We start from the raw sequence: 14,821 nt of genomic DNA, 5'->3' as shown, positions 1-14,821 counted from the left end.
AGGGTGAGGGTGGTTAGGTTCAGCGCCCCAGCAGCACCCGCGCCTGGCCCGCGATCTGCGCCAGCATCGCCGCATTGGGCAGGGTCGCGCTGCGGGCGCGGTCGATCATCGACTTGAACTGGGCGACGCGAGTGGCGTTGCGCGCCAGCCAGCCTTCAACCGCCTCCTGCGGGTTCTGGCCGCCGCAGCGGCGCAGGTAGTCGAGGCGCAGCTGCTGGAAGTCGCGAGCGAGGCCGGCGAGGAGCAGGCGCTCCCACGGATCGCTCGACTGGATCCGCGTCGCCGTGCCTTGCGCCCAATCGAGGCCGAGCGCCTGGCCGAGATGGGTGAAGGCGCGGGTCAGCTCCGCCTCGTCGAGCGAGAGGTGCTGGCCGAGGTCGGCGAGGCCGACGACGCCGTCGATCTTGACGAGACGGACGACCTTCGCCGCCAGCTCCGGCGTGGCGCCGGCCGCTTCGAGCGCGGCGGCGATCCGGGCGCTGTGGGCGCGGGCTTCGTCGAGGAGCAGCGTCTCGGTATTGCGGTCGAGCTGGGCGACGCCCTTGCCCAGCCGCGCGATCGCCTCGCCCGGCAGCGTGCCGGGGGCGTTGACGCGGAGCAGGTCAGCGATCTGCGAGCGAGTCGCGACCGCGACCTCGTCGAACAGCGCGATGCGCGCATTCTCTGGAATGGCGGCGGTTTCGATCTCCGACCACAAGGCGTCGAGGTCGAACAACCGCTCGGCGACGACGAACATCGCGGCGATGTCGGCCATCGCGGCGCCTTCCTCTTCCGCCAGTTCGAAGGGGTAGAGGATGCCGAGGCGGTTGACGATGCGGTTGGCGAGCTTGGTCGCGACAATCTCGCCGCGCAGGCGGTGCTCGTCGATCGCGCGGCCGAAGCGCTGCTGCATCGCCGTGGGGAAGGCGGCGCGCAGATCGGGCTCCATCTCGTCCGACGTGGCGAGATCGGCATGCTCGATGGCATCCTGCAGCGCGAGCTTCGCGGTCGCGAGCAGCACCGCGAGTTCGGGGCGGGTCAGCCCGCGACCCTCGAGGCCACGGCGCAGCAACTCCTCGTTGCCCGCCAGCCCTTCGACCGCGCGGTCGAGGCGCCCGGCATGTTCGAATATCTCGATGACGCGGACGTAGCTGGGGATCGCGACCGCGCCGCTCGCCTCGGCGATCGACAGGGCCAGCGTCTGCAGGCGGTTGTCCTCGAGCACCAGATGCGCGACGTCGTCGGTCATCGAGACGAGCAGCTGGTTGCGGTCCTCGAACGACAGGCGGCCTTCCGCCAGTTCGCGGTTGAGCGCGATCTTGATGTTGACCTCGTTGTCCGAGCAATCGACGCCAGCCGAATTGTCGATGAAGTCGGTATTGATGCGGCCGCCATGCTGGCTGAAGGCGATGCGTGCGGCCTGGGTGACGCCCAGGTTCGCGCCCTCGCCGATCGCGGTGACGCGCAGGTCTTCGGCATTGACGCGCAGGCGGTCGTTGGCGGGATCGCCGACCTGGATGTTGTTCTCGGACGCAGCCTTCACATAGGTGCCGATGCCGCCGAACCAGAGCAGGTCGGCCGGCGCCTTGAGGATCGCGGAGATGAGCGCGGTCGGCTCCAGCTCGCTCGCCTCGATGCCGAGCACGGCTCGCGCCTCGGGCGACAGCTTGATGACCTTGTCGGTGCGCGAGAAGACGCCGCCGCCCTTGCTGATGAGCGAGGCGTCATAGTCGGCCCAGCTCGATCGTGGCAGTGCGAACATGCGGGCACGTTCGTCCCAGCTGGCGGCGGGATCGGGCGCGGGATCGATGAAGATGTGGCGGTGGTCGAACGCCGCGACCAGCTTCACCGCCTTCGACAGCAACAGGCCGTTGCCGAAGACGTCGCCCGACATGTCGCCGCAGCCGACGACGGTGATCGGATCGGTCTGCACGTCGATGCCGCGTTCGGCGAAATGGCGCTGGACCGAGACCCAGGCGCCCTTGGCGGTGATGCCCATCGCCTTGTGATCGTAGCCGTAGCTACCGCCGCTGGCGAAGGCGTCGCCCAGCCAGAAACCGCGATCGAGCGCGATCTGGTTGGCGACGTCGCTGAACGTCGCGGTGCCCTTGTCGGCGGCGACGACGAAATAGGGATCCTCGCCGTCGAGGACGCGGACGCCATCGGGATGGACCACCTTGCCCTCGACGATGTTGTCGGTGATCGACAGCAACGTGCGGATGAAGATGCGATAGCTTTCGGTGCCTTCCGCGAACCAGGCGTCGCGATCGGTCGCGGGATTGGGCAGCTGCTTGGGATAGAAGCCGCCCTTCGCGCCGGTCGGCACGATCACGGCGTTCTTCACCCGCTGCGCCTTCATCAGGCCGAGGATCTCGGTACGGAAGTCGTCGCGGCGATCGGACCAGCGCAGGCCGCCACGCGCGACCGGGCCGGCGCGCAGGTGAATGCCCTCGACGCGGGGGCTGTACACCCAGATCTCGCGCCACGGCACGGGGGCGGGCAGGCCGGGGATCAGGTGGCTGTCGAGCTTGAACGCCAGCGCCTCGGCAGCGGCAGGGGCGAAGGCGTTGGTGCGCAACGTCGCGGCGATCAGGTTGCGATAGGCGCGCAGGATGCGGTCGTCGTCGATCGCCGAGACGGCATCGAGCCCCGCCTCGATCGCCTCGTCGGCGGCGACGACGTCGGCGGTCGAACGGGGGTCGTGCGCGGCGGCAAAGCGTTCGATCAGCGCGCGTCCGACGTCGGGCGCACGGCGGAACGCGTCCACCACCGTGGTCAGGCCATAGGTCATGCCGGCCTGGCGCAGATAGCGGAACCAGGCGCGCAGCAGGACCACGCTGGCGGGGGCCATGCCGGTTTCGACGATCAGCCGGTTGAACGCGTCGTTCTCGGCGCGGCCTTCGAGCACCGCGGCGATCGCGTTCTCGAGCACGGCGACGTCCTGGTCGGCAGCGGTCGCGACCTCGACGACGAAATCATGGACGAAGGGATTGCTCTCGTCCTTCAGCCGCGTCGGCAGCTCGCCGATGACGCGGAAGCCGAAATTCTCCAGCACCGGCACCGCATCGGACAGTGCGAGGGGGCCAAGCTTGTAGATCTTCAGCCGGCGATCCTCGCCCGCGACGGCGGGGAAGAGGTGGACCGAGCGGTCGGCCTCGGTTTCCAGCGAGGCGATCTGCTGGATATCGACCGCGGCATCCTCGGCGGTCGAGACGTTGCGATAGTTCTGCGGGAACGTCGCGGCCCAGCGCAGCGCGAGGCGTGCGGCGCGCGCGGCGCCGAGCTGTGTCGCCAGCGCGGCCTCGACATCCGGCACCCAGCCGCGGACCATCTTCTCCAGCCGGTCGGCGAGCGGCGCGACGTCGGGCAGCCGCCCCTCGCCACGCACATCGATGGTGTAGCGCAGCAGCGCGACGGTGCCGTCCTCCAGCGCGATCGACCAATTGAGGACCGACCCGTTCGCCGCCTCCGCCAGCATCTCGCCGATCGCGTTGCGGCGCGCGGTGGTCACCTCGTCGCGCGGCAGCCAGACGAACGCGAAGACGTGGCGCTTCAACGCCGATTCGACGAGCACCAGCGCGGGGCGCGGGCGATCGGCAAGGCTCATCGCGGTCAGCGCGAGATTCTCGAGCTGGTCGGGGGTGAAGCCGATCAGCAGGTCGTGCGGCAGCGCGGTGATCGCATGCGCCAGCGCCTTGCCGGTATGCCCCTTGGGATCGAAGCCGAACTTGCCTTCGAGCTGCGCCAGCCGGGCGCGGAGCACGGGGATGTCGCGCGGACGGGTGGCGAGCGCGGCACTGGTCCACAGGCCGCAATGGATCGACAGGCCGGCGACCGAACTGCCCTCCATCACCGGCATGACGATCAGGTCGAGCGGGACGGCGCGGTGGACGGTGGAAATCAGGCTGGACTTGAGCAGCAGCGGTGCCTCGCCGCCGTTTTCGAACCATTGGATCGCGGCGGCGCGGCTGCCCTCGGCCAGGATCGGCACGTCATGCTCGTTGCGCGCGATGCCCAGCGCCTCGCCGCCCGACCCGTCGCGATGCCAGTCCTGATGACCGAGCAGCGTGAAATGGCCGTCGAGGAACCATTGCATCAGCGCGGCGCCCTCGCACTGCGGCATCGCCGCTTCGTCGCGGGCAACCATGCGCTGCATCGTCGGCCAGTCCTTCACGGCGGCGCGGACGTCGGCGAGGACGGCGTGGAGATCGTCGACCAGGTCGCGGCGTTCGCGCGCGTCGACGCGTTCGATCTCGATGTAGATCATCGATTCGGGCGTGCCCGCGCCGCCGATGTCGACCAGGTCGCCGTCGGGCGATCGGGTGACGCGGACGACGGGGTGGATGACCCGGTCGATGTCGATGTCGTGGACGCCGATCGCCGCCGCAATCGAATCGACCAGGAAGGGCATGTCGTCGTTGACGATGGCGAGCCGCATCCGCCGCCGCGCATCGTCGCTGGCGATCGGCTCCAGCGCGATCGCCGCGGTGCCCGGCGCGCGAGTGGCGCCGGTCGCGGTGACGAAGCGCGCCGCCTCCTCAACCTCCTTCTTTCCGAAGCCGGCCAGCTCGCCGGGCAGCGCGCCCTTGGTCAGTCGGGCGGCAAGTGCGTCGGCGGGTTGCTGCAGCGTATCGGTAGCCATGCCAGGCCTTTGCGCTTCGAGGACGGCGGATTCAAGAGTTGTAACGTTTGAGACTAGTGGGGTGGGGGCGAGGCCACTCCCCCCGACCCGTTCGGCCTGAGCGAAGTCGAAGGCCATTCCCCCGCCACGGTGCTTCGACTTCGCTCAGCACGGACGGGAGGGTGGGGTGGACGTCCCTCTACGCCGCGCGCTTCATCAGCTTCTGCACCACGCTGTCGTCGTCGATCCGGCTGACGATATCGAGCGTGCCGTCGGCACCCGCCCGGGCGAGCAGGACGACGAATTCCGCCTTGCCCGCGCCGATCGGCAGGTTGGCGAGGACGGGCAGCGCGCGCAATTCGGCGGCGGCGAGGTCGTAGCGGTCGAGCTTGGCAGGCGCCGGGCGGCGCGCGGCGCGCTCGGCGGCGACGACGGCCTTCACGCCGCCCTCGAAGCGCTCGAGCGTGGCGGCGAGCTCGCCCGCCGGGATCGTGTGGCGCTGCGCATGGCCCAGCACGGTGGCATATTCGGCCAGGCGCGTCTTGTCATAGTCGGCGCCGAAGATCAGCTTCACGATCGGTGTCATTGGTGCGCGCGGCTGCACCTTGATCGCGGAGGCGGCGAGCAGCTCGGCATAGCCGTCGGCATCGGCTGCGGCTGCAAGGGCGAAGTCATGGGCACGGCCGAGCGCCCGGTACAGCGCGGCGCGGCCGCGGCTGTCGGCGGCACGGACCTGCGCCGCGCTCTCGCGCGCCAGCATCAGCCGTTCGCCGAGCGTGTGGGCGACGGCGGGCAGCGACTCGGCCGGCTCGTCCTCATCCCCGACCTTGGTCTCGTCGAAGCCGCCGCTGGGGCCATCGGCCCACACCGGCGCGCTGTGGTTCGGCGTCGGCGCGGCGCGCATCGCGGCGTCCAGCTCCGCCGACAGCGACGCCTGGGTATCGGCGTCGACCAGTTCCTTCCAGTTGATGACGCCGTAGATGAAGTCGATCTCGTCGCCGTCGGACGAGAAGGGCATCAGGATGCCGCGATACAGCGTGGTGCGCCCGCGGGTGCCGACGAACTCCGCCTCGAAGCCGACCGGCGCGCGGTTGGCGATGATCTGGAGATAATGGTCGGTCAGCCGTGACAGCAGCGAGCGCGCGGGCACATCGTTGATCCGGGTGATGTCCGAATCGAGCGCGCATTCCTCGCGCAGCTCGCGGCCGAGATAGGCGATGACGGGATCGTCCGCGCCGGCGCCGAAATCGATGAGGACGCTGTGCGGGCCAAAATCGGCGATGTTGGCGGGATCGAGGTCGATGATCGTCGGATAGGGGCGGCCGTGGAGCAGCGAGACCCAATGATTATAGGCGCGCACCTGCATCCGGCGCTCGTCGCCCGACAGCTGGAACCCCTCGTCCTGGACGCCGCCGTGCTCGACCACGTCGTCGATCGTCGAGCGGTCGATGTCGAAACCGCCAAGCTCGCCCGTGTCCATCTTCGCGTTTCCGTCCTATGTCATCGGGCGGCAGCCCATGTCCCTGGCGCCATCATGCGACGGATTTGGTAAACGCATCGTAAATGCGCAGGCCGCTTGTCAGCCCCCCACGACCCTGCTAATCGGCCGCCCTCGCGAGCGTCACCGCTCACGACCAGGCCGCCTTAGCTCAGCTGGTAGAGCATCGCATTCGTAATGCGGGGGTCACAGGTTCGAGTCCTGTAGGCGGCACCACCTTCCTAGAGCAGCTTCCGGTAGGGTCGGCGAGGGCGTCCAGCCTACCGGGCGTCCGCGTACGTGACCCACTTGGGTCCTACGTAGGTCGCTTTGGCAAGGATGCCGCGGCCGTTGCAGCTAAGGCGCTTTGACCCACAAGCGGCCATTCAATGCAAAGGTAGCGCTACTCGCAAGCGGTCGCTCGTTCATATCCAAGACGCTTTTCTGAACAGGACGACTTACCCGGCCCCACCGCCTTCCGGCGTGGGCCTCCGGGCCGATCTCCAGCGCCCATCAGCCGATAGAGGCCGGGCCCGCGAAGCGACCGTGCTCGTTAAGCTTCTTCCAGCGACAAGGCGGAGACGGCATGAACACGATCGAACGCGGCACTGGACGCACGCTGCTTCTGATCCACGGCCTGGGCGGGAGTTGGCGATCGTGGAGCACCGTCTTGGACCCACTCAGCGCCTCGCGGAAGATCATCGCGGTCGACCTTCCCGGCTATGGGGCGACCCCTGCCGAGTCCGACAGCGGGACGTTTGATGGTCTGGTCGGCAGCGTCGAGCGTTACATCGCGGAGGCTGGCTTGTCTGGCGTCGATGTTGTCGGCAGTTCCATGGGCGCGCGGATCGTGCTTGAGCTCGCGCGGCGCGGACTCGTCGGCAACGTCGTCGCGCTTGATCCTGGCGGCTTCTGGCGAGGGTGGGAGCGAACCTTCTTCAGAAGCACCATCGGCGCCTCCGGTCGCTTGCTGCGGGCCATCCGGCCAGCTCTGCCGGCGTTGAGCCGCAACGCAGCGTCGCGCACGGCGCTTCTCGCTCAGCTCTCCGCGCGTCCCTGGGCGCTTGACGGGGGGATCGTCGCGACCGAGCTGAAAGGTCTCAGTAGGACGCCGACGTTCGATGCGCTGGTCCGCAGCCTTGCCACGGGACCGGAGCAGTCCGGTCCCGCCGCTGCCGGCACCGGCCGGGTCGTCCTCGGGTGGGGCAGGTACGACCGGCTCTGCCTCCCCAGACAGGCGGCGCGCGCGCAGGCAGCCTTTCCCGGCGCCGAGCTCCATTGGTTCGAGGGCAGCGGGCACTTTCCGATGTGGGACGCGCCGGAGGAGACAGTCGCCGTCATTCTCGATGCGACGAGATAAAGCCCACCCGCTGGACGGCTCGAGTGCGCGATGATGGCAGCATCGACCCATATCCAGTCATTCGCGGCCTCTTTCCGGGCTACCAGATGCTGCCGTTCATTCATGTTAGCAGCGGAGCAGATGCCAACCTTCGGCGTTCTCCAGGTGCCAAACCGTTATTCCACCTTTCGAAGTAGAATGCCGTCAAGCTGTCTGCGCACAGACGTAAGCCTGGTGCACCGAGATCCCCGACAGCCCCCCCCTGCTGCCAAGGTAAGCATGGCATTGTGCATGGAAGTGACAGCATCGCCCGTCGCCCAAACACCAACAATTGATAGAGCGCCCCGTTAATCGATCTTGACGTAAGGTCTGGTTGGCCCGTTCTCATGCACGCACTTGAGCATGGCGGCGAGCGGCATGCTGAGTCGGGTGCGCGGAGCGGTGAAAACGGCCGCTATCGCTAGGAAGCGCCCATCGGCGAGCCTGACGCCATCGAGCGATGGCGCATCGCCTACCAGCTCTACCAAGGACGTTCTTCCGATGGCGATGCCGCGTGCGACGAAGGCATCGAGCTCGGCAGTCTCGGGTTCGAACTCTCCCTGTGTAAAATAGGTTGTCGATCCCCCGTCCGGGATAAGCACTGTCTGATGCGTTGAAATCGAATACCCGGCGATAAGCTGAGCCATTTTAGCCTCATCAATGCAACATGCGAAGAGGAATTTTCAGATTGGCATTCCGCTGCAGAGTTTCCGAGCGAACTTGACCCGCCGACGTGCTGTGGCTTACTAGCCCCACCCGGGACCAGATCATAGGCCTTCGGAGTCTTATACAGCGTTTTGAAAAACCGCGACTATCGCTCCGCTATCATAGCTTTGCGGAAGGCCGGCGTATCCCGTGCAAAGTCGCCAGAAAAGAACGGTTTACTGCGCTCGGATCGCGCCCGTCGATGCGCAGAATGCGGCGACCCCGCTCGATTTTCCAACCATCGTAGTTCTACGCATATTAACCAATCGGAAACCACCACAACGGCCAATGAGTGCGCCTAGTGGAGGTAGAAAGATGGACAACTCGTCCGCTAATAACGACCGACTTCAGTTCTTTGGAATAGACGAACGAGATTACGCGGTTTTTCCGCGCATCCTTTCAGCCGTGTCGAAGCATGCACCTGGAGCACTGGATGGGTTCTACCAAAAGGTGAACAGGACACCCGAGGTTTCCAAGTTCTTCCCGTCGCGGCACATCATGGACCATGCGCGCGATAAGCAGATCGAGCATTGGTCGCAGTTGTTTTCGCGGCAGTTGGGATCTGGCTACTTCGCGAAGGCGGAGCAGATCGGCAGCGTGCACGCCCGAATTGGACTGGCGCCGACATGGTATATCGGCGGCTATGCGATGGTGCTGGAGCAGGTGATCCACGGCATCGTTGCCGCCTCTCCGCTGGGCCGGATCGCCGGTGGCGCCAAGCTGGGGCAGGTCATTGGCTCGTTGGTGAAGTGCGTGCTGCTCGACATGGACATCGCGCTGTCGAGCTATTTCGCCGCCGAGGAAGGTCAACGCCTCGCCGTCATCGCCCAGGTCGGCGAGGCGCTGGAGACGATGGCGAAGGGTGACTTCACCGTCTCGCTCACCGGCCTGCCCGACACCTTCAGCAAGGTGGAAAAGGACTTCGAATTCATGCGCAGCCGGATCAGCGAGACGCTGGCGCGCGTGTCCGACACCGCCGAGAGCATCAACACCGGCTCGATCGAGATCAGCCAGGCGTCCGACGACCTGTCGACCCGCACCGAACAACAGGCTGCCTCGCTCGAACAGACGGCGGCGGCGATGGATCAGCTGACGAGCGGTGTGCGCGAGACCGCCGAAGGCGCGGCGCACGTCAACCAGTCGGTAAGCGACGCGCACGCCGATGCCACCCAGGGCGGCGCGGTGGTCAAGCAGGCGGTCGACGCGATGGACGACATCCAGCGGTCGGCGCAGGAAATCGCTCAGATCATCAACGTCATCGACGGCATCGCCTTCCAGACCAACCTGCTGGCGCTCAATGCCGGGGTCGAGGCCGCGCGCGCCGGCGATGCGGGCAAGGGCTTCGCCGTCGTGGCCAACGAGGTGCGCGCGTTGGCGCAGCGCTCCGCCGACGCCGCGAAGCACATCAAGGATCTGATCGGTCAAAGCTCGAAGCAGGTCGAACGCGGCGTGTCGCTCGTCGGCCAGTCGGGAGAGGCGCTCGATCGCATCGTCGACCGCGTCGCCGAGATCGCGAAGCTTGCCGCCAACATCTCGCAACTCGCGCAGGTGCAAGCCAACAGTCTCCAGCAGGTCAATGTCGCGGTCGGCGACATGGACAAGATGACCCAGCAGAACGCCGCGATGGTCGAGGAATCGACCGCCGCCGCACGCAGCCTGGCAGGGGAGGCCGATCAGCTGACCGGGCTGGTGTCGCGCTTCACGCTCACCCTTACCGATGCCTCGCCACGCACCGCGCCGGTCGGCGCCGCGGCGCCAGCGCCCAAGCGGGTGCGCAAGCGGGTCGCTCGCGCGCCGCAGACCCGCGGCAACCTGGCGCTCGCCGTTGATGCCGGCGGCGACGACTGGTCCGAATTCTGACGCGGGGCAGGCTGAAAGATGGGACCGTTAGTTCTTCCCCCCGTTCTCGACCGCTTCGCCGCCGGGATGATCGCCGCCGATCTCCAGCACCGTGCCGGCCGCGGTGGGCCCGTCGTGCTTGACGCCAGCGGGATCGAGCGAATCGGCATGGCCGGGCTTCAGCTGCTGCTCTGCGCGCTGCACGCCCCGCTCGTTGACGGCAGCGCGGCGGCGCGACTCGACCGGCCCTCGGCGGCGCTGTGCGAGGCAGCGCGGCTTGCCGGGCTGACGACCCATTTGGGTCTGGATACGGAGGAACGGCGGTGACGCTTGACGAAATCCAGGCGGTCTTCTTCCAGGAATGCGAAGAGGGCGTCGCCGCCGCAGAAACCGCGCTGCTCGCGCTCAAGGCGGGCGATCGGGACGGCGAGACGATCAACACGATCTTCCGCGCGGTCCATTCGATCAAGGGTGGCGCTGGCGCCTTCGCCTTCGCCGCGCTGCAAAGCTTCACCCATCATTTCGAGACGCTGCTCGACAAGGTTCGCGACGGTGAATTGGCGGTCACGCCGACGCTCGCCGACCTGTTAATGGCGGCGTTCGACATCCTGGTCGATCACGTCGCCGCCGCGCGCGAGGGCAGCACGCCGCCGCCTGACGAAGCGATGGTGGCGGCTCTGCAGGACGCGCTCGCCGGCGACGTGGCCCACGCACCGGCGAGCGCGACCGGCGACGGGCTGTCGTTCGATCTCGCCGCGATGATGGCCGACACCCTGGCCGTGGCGGAGGAGGCGAGCGAGTGGACGCTCTCCTTCACCCCCACACGAGAGGACCTGGCCAACGGCGGCGAGCCACTGCTGCTGATCCGCGAAATATTGTCGCTCGGCGGCCGGATCGAGCGCGTCGACGTCTCGCGGTTGCCGACGCTCGACCAGTTCGAGGCCGACGCCGCCTGGCTCGGTTGGACGATCGCCATCCCCGGCACTGTCGAGGAGTCGGCGATCTGCGACGTCTTCGATTTCGTCGCCGATCCCGCGTCGGTCCGGCTGGTGCGCGGCGAGGAAGACGCCGGCGGAGCATCTTTCGACGAACCCTCCTCGCCTATCGCGCCGCCCGCGCCGGTCGCGCCGGTCGCGACCGTCGCGCCGCCAACGATGCCGTCGCCATCGCTGGCTACGACACCCTCCGCGCCCTCCGAACCCCGCGCCGCGACGACCGCGCCCGCGATGATCAGGGTCGACCTCGAAAAGCTGGACCGCCTCGTCGATCTCGTCGGCGAACTCGTCATCACCCAGGCGATGCTGTCGCAGCGGCTGTCGTCGCACGGCATGGCCGCTGCCGAGGAACTCGCCGACATCGACCAGCTGACCCGCGAATTGCAGGACAGCGCGATGGCGATCCGCGCCCAGCCGGTGAAGTCGGTGTTCAGCCGCGTCCCCCGCATCGTCCGCGAACTGGAGGCATCGACCGGCAAGCGCGTCATGCTCGAGGTGGAGGGCGAGGCAACCGAGCTCGACAAGACCGTCATCGAACGCATCGGCGAACCGCTGACCCACCTCGTCCGCAACTGCATCGACCATGGCATCGAGCTGCCCGCCGATCGCGTCGCTAGGGGGAAGCCGGCCGAGGGGCGCCTGCGGCTCGCTGCCGAGCATAAGGGCAGCCGGATCGTCATCTCAGTCAGCGACGACGGCGCGGGAATCGACCGTGCCCGCGTCCTCGCCGTCGCGGTGGAGCGCGGCATCGTCGCACCGGATGCGCGCCTGACCGACGACGAGATCGACCAGCTGATCTTCGCGCCCGGCTTCTCGACCGCGCGCACCGTGTCGAACATCTCGGGGCGCGGCGTCGGCATGGATGTCGTCCGCCAGAACGTCCAGGGGCTGGGCGGCCGCATCTCCATCCAGTCGATGCCGGGTGCCGGCTCCACGTTCGCGCTCGCGCTGCCGCTGACGCTCGCAATCGTCGACGGTATGATCGTCCGCGTCGCCGACCAGACCTACATCATCCCGCTGACGCACGTCGTCGAAAGCCTCCGCCCCGAAACCGGCGCGGTACAGCGCACCGGCTTCGGCACCAGTGTGCTCAACGTCCGCGGCGCGTTCCTGCCGGTGCTGTCGGTGGCCGAGCAGCTGCACGTCCGAGGCGGCGTCACCGAGCCTTCCGAAGCGGTGCTGATCGTCGTCGAGACCGAAAACTCGGGCACCGCGATCCTGATGGTCGACGCGATCGTCGACCAGCGCCAGGTCGTCATCAAGAGCCTGGAGACGCATTACCAGCAGGTCGACGGCGTCGCCGGCGCGACCATCCTGGGCGACGGCCATGTCGCACTGATCCTCGACGTCGAGGGCATCGTCGCGCTGCGCGGCAGCATGCAGTGGCTCAAAGCGTCATGATGATTCCGGCCGCCATCAGCCCCGCCGCGCCGGGCACGCTGTCCGCCGCGGATTTCGCGAAGGTCGCGCGTATCGCGCACGTCCATGCCGGCATCGTCCTGCATCCGGGCAAAAGCCAGCTCGTCGCCTCGCGCCTCGCCCGGTTGCAACGCTCCTACGACTGCGACGACCTGCATCGCTTCGTCCAGCTCATCACCGACGACGCCGCCGCCCGCGTCCAGGCGATCGAGGCGCTGACCACCAACCACACCAAGTTCTTCCGCGAGGAGCATCACTTCCAGCACGTCGCCAGCGTCCTGCGCCCGATGCTGCTCGACCGGATCGATCGGCGCCAGCGCGTCAGGCTGTGGTCTGCCGGCTCGTCGACTGGCGAGGAGGTCTATTCGCTGGGCATGACCCTGCTGGGCACCGATGCCTCCTCGGCGCGGACGATCCTCGACGGGGACGTCGCGCTGCTCGCGACCGATATCAACACCGTGGTGGTCGAAACCGGTCGCGCCGCGCGCTATGCGGCGGGCGACGCCGCCGCGATCCCCGCCGATCTCGCCAGCCGCTGGACGCAGGCGACGGGGGGCGAGGTGACGATGGCGCCGGACCTGCGCGGCCTCGTGCGGTTCCGGCAGCTCAACCTGCTCGACGAATGGCCGATCCGCGGCCAGTTCGACGCGATCTTCTGCCGCAACACTATGATCTACTTCGACGATCCGACGACCGAGCGGTTGCAGTGCCGCCTCGCCGACCGGCTGGTCGATGGCGGCTTCCTCTATCTCGGCCATTCCGAACGCCTGCTGGGCGAGGCCGCCCGTCGGGTGGTGCCGGTCGGCCAGACCATCTTCCGCAAGGTGCCCGCATGACCGTCCGCGCTCTCGTCGTCGATGATTCCGCCACGATGCGCGGGCTCGTCAGCGCCATGCTGCGCCGCGATCCCGAGATCGAGGTGATCGGCATCGCCGCCTCCCCAATCGAGGCGCGTGCGATGATCCGCGAGCTTGACCCCGACGTGGTCACCCTCGACGTCGAGATGCCGGGGATGGACGGGCTGTCCTTCCTCGACAAGATCATGCGGCTTCGCCCCACGCCGGTCGTAATGGTCTCCAGCCTGACGCAGGAAGGCGCCGAGACGACACTGCGCGCGCTCGAGATCGGCGCCGTCGACTATCATCCCAAGCCGATCTGCGACGTCGGGCTGACGATCGGCGCCGACGACGGCGCGCTCGCCGCCAAGGTGAAGCAGGCGGCGGGGTGCCGCGGGCGTCTCCAGCATCCCGACCACCATCACAGGGTCGTCGCGGACTTCCGCTGGAACGGTCGCCTGATCGCGCTCGCCGCATCGACCGGCGGCGTGGAGGCGATCGGCACGCTGCTCGCCGACTTCCCCGCCAACTGTCCGCCGACGCTGATCGTCCAGCACATGCCGACCAACTTCACGCGCATGTTCGCCAGCCGCCTGGACGGTCGCGTCGCGCCTTGTGTGGTCGAGGCGCAGGACGACATGCCCCTGACCCAGGGGCACGTCTACATCGCCCCCGGCGGCACCGCCCACCTGACCGTAAAGGGCGACCGCTCGCCGGTATGCCGCCTGGTCGAGGCACCGCCGATGACTGGTCACCGCCCGTCCGCCGACATGCTGTTCCGCTCGCTCGCGCACCTAACGCCCGACCGGCTGGTCGGTGTGATCCTGACCGGCATGGGCGAGGATGGCGCGGAGGGGCTGGAGCGCCTGCATCGCCGCGGCATCCCGACCATCGCACAGGATGCCGCGACGGCGCTGATCTACGGCATGCCGCGCGCCGCCGCCGAGCGCGGCGCCGCCGCCGAGGTCCTGCCGCTGGGCCGGATCGCGCGTCGCTTGCTGGCGCTGTGCGCATGCTGACCCTCGCCATCGCCCCGCCATCGCTGCGCCATACGTTGATGCAGGGCGAGCATGAGGTGTCGGGCCAGGACGGGCTGGTGCTGAGCACCATCCTTGGCAGCTGCATCGCGTGCTGCCTCCACGATCGCAGCAGCGCGATCGGCGGGATGAACCACTTTCTCCTCCCCGCGCCGCCCAACGGCCTGCCGGGGCGTAGCGACGATGCCGAACGGTACGGGCTGTTCGCGATGGAGGTGCTCGTCAACGCCATGCTGAAGCGCGGCGCAACCCGGTCAACGATGCGCGCGCACCTGTACGGCGGTGCGAACCTTCACGTCGGCATGCGCGCGATCGGCAGCGAGAACGCCGGCTTCGCGCGCGCCTTCCTCGCCGCCGACGGCATCGCACTCGCGCACGAGGATACCGGCGGCGGCGACGCGCGCCGGATCGAATTCCAACCAGCCACCGGCCGCGTCCGCTGCCGGGCGGTCGTCGGCCGGCTCCGGGAAGAGCCGGTGCGCGCCGCCCTGCCCGCCGACAGCGGCGACGTCGAGCTATTCTGAGAAGGATTAGG

Annotated in this window: 10 protein-coding genes and 1 tRNA gene; 8 read left to right on the top strand and 3 right to left on the bottom strand. The window is 68.0% G+C overall.

Annotated elements, in window-relative coordinates:
• Positions 1-19: 19 nt before the first annotated feature.
• Positions 20-4,621, bottom strand: a complete 4,602-nt coding sequence (locus GGQ80_RS16775; protein WP_183986998.1) for an NAD-glutamate dehydrogenase — start codon at positions 4,619-4,621, stop codon at positions 20-22.
• Positions 4,622-4,799: 178 nt separating this feature from the next.
• Complete coding sequence (locus GGQ80_RS16770) at positions 4,800-6,080, bottom strand: PAS domain-containing protein (RefSeq protein ID WP_183986996.1); 1,281 nt, start codon at positions 6,078-6,080, stop codon at positions 4,800-4,802.
• Between the two features lie 158 nt (positions 6,081-6,238).
• Here GGQ80_RS16770 and GGQ80_RS16765 point away from each other — a divergent pair.
• A tRNA-Thr gene (locus tag GGQ80_RS16765) sits at positions 6,239-6,314 on the top strand.
• Positions 6,315-6,663: 349 nt separating this feature from the next.
• Positions 6,664-7,437, top strand: a complete 774-nt coding sequence (locus GGQ80_RS16760; protein ID WP_183986994.1) for an alpha/beta fold hydrolase — start codon at positions 6,664-6,666, stop codon at positions 7,435-7,437.
• A 326-nt stretch (positions 7,438-7,763) separates the two neighbouring features.
• Here the strand turns inward: GGQ80_RS16760 and GGQ80_RS16755 are convergent, their stop codons facing one another.
• Entirely contained in the window at positions 7,764-8,102 is a 339-nt protein-coding gene (locus tag GGQ80_RS16755) for a hypothetical protein (RefSeq protein ID WP_183986992.1), read from the bottom strand.
• Between the two features lie 373 nt (positions 8,103-8,475).
• Here GGQ80_RS16755 and GGQ80_RS16750 point away from each other — a divergent pair, with 373 nt between their 5' ends.
• The 6 genes from GGQ80_RS16750 to GGQ80_RS16725 are packed head-to-tail and all read left to right on the top strand — an operon-like array spanning position 8,476 to position 14,810.
• Positions 8,476-10,020, top strand: coding sequence for a methyl-accepting chemotaxis protein (locus GGQ80_RS16750; protein ID WP_183986990.1), 1,545 nt, complete (start codon positions 8,476-8,478; stop codon positions 10,018-10,020).
• Positions 10,021-10,038: 18 nt separating this feature from the next.
• On the top strand, positions 10,039-10,326 hold the full coding sequence (locus tag GGQ80_RS16745; RefSeq protein WP_183986988.1) for an STAS domain-containing protein: 288 nt from the start codon (positions 10,039-10,041) through the stop codon (positions 10,324-10,326).
• Entirely contained in the window at positions 10,323-12,395 is a 2,073-nt protein-coding gene (locus tag GGQ80_RS16740; RefSeq protein ID WP_183986986.1) for a chemotaxis protein CheW, read from the top strand. The genes GGQ80_RS16745 and GGQ80_RS16740 overlap by 4 nt, the downstream gene beginning before the upstream one ends.
• A complete protein-coding gene (locus GGQ80_RS16735; RefSeq protein ID WP_183986984.1) occupies positions 12,392-13,249 on the top strand; it encodes a CheR family methyltransferase in 858 nt (285 codons plus the stop codon). The genes GGQ80_RS16740 and GGQ80_RS16735 overlap by 4 nt, the downstream gene beginning before the upstream one ends.
• A complete protein-coding gene (locus GGQ80_RS16730) occupies positions 13,246-14,268 on the top strand; it encodes a protein-glutamate methylesterase/protein-glutamine glutaminase (protein ID WP_183986982.1) in 1,023 nt (340 codons plus the stop codon). The genes GGQ80_RS16735 and GGQ80_RS16730 overlap by 4 nt, the downstream gene beginning before the upstream one ends.
• Positions 14,262-14,810, top strand: coding sequence for a chemotaxis protein CheD (locus GGQ80_RS16725; RefSeq protein WP_183986980.1), 549 nt, complete (start codon positions 14,262-14,264; stop codon positions 14,808-14,810). Before GGQ80_RS16730 ends, GGQ80_RS16725 begins: the two co-directional genes overlap by 7 nt.
• Positions 14,811-14,821: the final 11 nt, after the last annotated feature.

This window comes from Sphingomonas jinjuensis (assembly GCF_014197105.1).
GTDB classification, from domain to species: Bacteria; Pseudomonadota; Alphaproteobacteria; order Sphingomonadales; family Sphingomonadaceae; genus Sphingomonas; species Sphingomonas jinjuensis.
Note: the sequence above shows the minus strand (reverse complement) of the source record. Positions and strands in the feature narration are given on the sequence as shown.

Excerpts from the sequence above, each read along its gene's own strand:
- GGQ80_RS16775 (WP_183986998.1), bottom strand. The coding sequence starts at position 4,621 with ATGGCTACCGATACGCTGCAGCAACCCGCCGACGCACTTGCCGCCCGA.
- GGQ80_RS16770 (WP_183986996.1), bottom strand. The coding sequence starts at position 6,080 with ATGGACACGGGCGAGCTTGGCGGTTTCGACATCGACCGCTCGACGATC.
- GGQ80_RS16760 (WP_183986994.1), top strand. The coding sequence starts at position 6,664 with ATGAACACGATCGAACGCGGCACTGGACGCACGCTGCTTCTGATCCAC.
- GGQ80_RS16755 (WP_183986992.1), bottom strand. The coding sequence starts at position 8,102 with ATGGCTCAGCTTATCGCCGGGTATTCGATTTCAACGCATCAGACAGTG.
- GGQ80_RS16750 (WP_183986990.1), top strand. The coding sequence starts at position 8,476 with ATGGACAACTCGTCCGCTAATAACGACCGACTTCAGTTCTTTGGAATA.
- GGQ80_RS16745 (WP_183986988.1), top strand. The coding sequence starts at position 10,039 with ATGGGACCGTTAGTTCTTCCCCCCGTTCTCGACCGCTTCGCCGCCGGG.
- GGQ80_RS16735 (WP_183986984.1), top strand. The coding sequence starts at position 12,392 with ATGATGATTCCGGCCGCCATCAGCCCCGCCGCGCCGGGCACGCTGTCC.
- GGQ80_RS16730 (WP_183986982.1), top strand. The coding sequence starts at position 13,246 with ATGACCGTCCGCGCTCTCGTCGTCGATGATTCCGCCACGATGCGCGGG.
- GGQ80_RS16725 (WP_183986980.1), top strand. The coding sequence starts at position 14,262 with ATGCTGACCCTCGCCATCGCCCCGCCATCGCTGCGCCATACGTTGATG.